The organism is Sphingobacterium puteale, from assembly GCF_003627955.1.
In the GTDB taxonomy this organism is placed as follows: Bacteria; Bacteroidota; Bacteroidia; order Sphingobacteriales; family Sphingobacteriaceae; genus Sphingobacterium; species Sphingobacterium puteale.
The window spans coordinates 1-2,436 of the sequence record NZ_RBWS01000044.1 but is presented as its reverse complement, the minus strand read 5'-3'; the positions used below and the strand labels follow the sequence as shown (position 1 = coordinate 2,436).

Here is a 2,436-nt window from a genome sequence, read left to right as displayed (position 1 = left end):
TCGTAGGCGGGTAAGAGGGCCCGGTTGCCCGAGCCTACTCCCCTAAGAACCGTGCGTGCAAGTTTCCCTGCACACGGCTCAAGTTATTTACAAGTCAAACTTTATTGGCTTGACCGATGGGGTATCACAAATTTAGGCTTGTTTCCGCGCGCGCATTTTGGATGTAACAGACTAAGATTATCCAGCCTGTCACTTCCTCCTTCGAGTTTGTTTTTATGCCAATACACAACCCAGTTACTCAGTTTGGTAACTTTCTCTAAACATACAGGGCAGATTCCTCGTTGACGTTTCCAGAGTGCCATCACCTTTAGTTTACCACTTTTATTATTTCTCCATTTCTGTGAAGTGCGTTCCTGAAAGTATCTTTCATATGCAGGGTCAAACGGTGTGGCCTGTTGTTTTATTTTAGTATGCCGTATGATAGCAATATTGTTAGCAAAAAACAGAGTATCTGTCACCGTTATCCCATGCTCCTTGATCTTTGCTCTGAATATCCAATCCCGGAGTTCTATGCGATGGAAATATTTTGACTTTATCCATCTCTTTCCTTTGTTTGGATGTCTTCGAACCGACCATTTCCAAAGAGCCTTCCAGATTTCTTTATCCACAGCACTGAAGATTTCGGATGAGACAACCGACCGGTGATAGTATGCCCAACCTCTGATCTTTGGGTTGAGAAGACGGATCAATTCCGTTTGGCTCATGCTCCTGGCCGAACGAATTATTTTCCTTATACTGGTGAGAAATGTTTTGATGTTGGCCTTTGATGGTTTTATCAGCAGTTTTTCGGTACCATTTCGCATCCGATATTTACGGATGTTCTGTCCAAGAAAGTCAAAACCATCGTGGATTTGGGTTATTTTGGTTTTTGTCTCTGAGAGTTCCAGTCCGCGTTCTTTCAGAAATGATTGGATCATGGGTTTTACCTCATGCTCTAGAACCTCACTTGTTCGGCCGATAACCACAAAGTCATCCGCATAGCGTACGAATAGTATGGGATTCTTCCGTTGTTTGGAATAGTCCCCATCCAGTTTGAAGGAGCCGAACTTTCTACCGATCAGGTCTTCAATTCCATCGAGAACCATATTGGCTAGTGTTGGCGAGGCAAGCCCTCCCTGTGGTGTACCATGATTGGTAGGAAACAGTTTTCCCGATTCCACAAATCCTGATTTCAACCATTGTGAAAGGATCTTTTTGTCCATCGGGATATTATCCAATATCCATTCGTGGCTGATTAAGTCAAAGCAGGATTTTATATCTCCCTCTAAGACCCAGCTGGATGCCCTTTTGGTCGCAAGGCCAATGAATAGTTGCTCAATCGCATCGGCAGTACCCCTTTCGGGACGGAACCCATAACTGTTCCAGTCTGCTTTCATTTCTGAAATTGGCAACAATGCCATCGTGTACAAAGCTTGCATTACCCGGTCTTTCATACAGGGAAGCCCGAGAGGTCTGCGTTGCTTGCCATCAGATTTCAGGATGTAGACACGTTTAAGCGGAAGGGACTTGTACCCCCTTCTTTTAAGCGATTGCAACATATCCCATTTATCTTTTGGCGAAGTCATTACAATCCCATCTATGCCAGCTGACCGATGACCCCTATTTTGTGATACACGCTTTACCGCCAGACATTTGGCGGAGAAGCTATGGGTCAGTAACCACTGTAAAGCTTTGACCTTACGGCGGTTCCCGAGTTTTTCCCATCTAGCGATACGTAGCTGAAGCTTCCTTACCTCCATGACACAGGCTTCCCAGTTTATGGTCTGCCAATTCATACAGGTGGCAATCGCATCCGTGGCACTGTTTGTGTTCACAGTCATTTGCTTATTGTCTTAAGAGAAGTTCTTCTTCATGTTTCACTGAAATAACCAGAGATAAGTCTGCCAGCTTTCGCTGTAGGGCAATCTTTTCATCCCTTATATGTCCCATTACAGAACATCATTCGCTTTTTATCTCCTCCTCTAACCGCTTATCCATGGGCTTCCCTTACGGTAGGCTTTGCAAAACTATGCGAATAAACGGTCTTACCCTGTTGCCATAGTCCAACACACTGACTTAGATGCCGACTTTCCACCGTGTGCATTAGTTGGCTGTGTGTCCCCAACAGCGTGAGTGGATATCCTGCACAGTTACCATTTTGGTTTAAGCGTTTCAGTTCATTTCGCTTATTCGGCTTAACGGCGTTTAACATCGGTTCATTTAATTTCATCGTATCAGCAAGCCTAACCCTATCCGGAATTGAACTGTCCGGTACCCAGATAGCCTCACGGTTTCCCGGGTCTGCCTCTATGGCAATTCGGTATATTGTTCTTCGAGCTATCACACGGGGCAATTACTCATCCCGCATGTCGAAGTAGGCTACTACCAACAGCATGGTAGGTTCTGTGTCCAGTTTCCTGGTTGAACAATTGGACAATGACCTTTGCAGGTCGCACT

At 45.1% G+C, this 2,436-nt stretch carries 2 protein-coding genes; both read right to left on the bottom strand.

Annotation, left to right across the window (positions count from 1 at the left end):
- Positions 1–101: 101 nt before the first annotated feature.
- Positions 102–1,820 carry a group II intron reverse transcriptase/maturase gene (gene ltrA / locus D7322_RS28225; protein WP_121127502.1) on the bottom strand — a complete coding sequence of 573 codons (1,719 nt, stop codon included), beginning with the start codon at positions 1,818–1,820 and terminating at the stop codon, positions 102–104.
- Positions 1,821–1,969: 149 nt separating this feature from the next.
- Positions 1,970–2,323, bottom strand: a complete 354-nt coding sequence (locus D7322_RS28220) for a hypothetical protein (protein WP_121127501.1) — start codon at positions 2,321–2,323, stop codon at positions 1,970–1,972.
- Positions 2,324–2,436 lie beyond the last annotated feature (113 nt).

Excerpts from the sequence above, each read along its gene's own strand:
- ltrA (WP_121127502.1), bottom strand. The coding sequence starts at position 1,820 with ATGACTGTGAACACAAACAGTGCCACGGATGCGATTGCCACCTGTATG.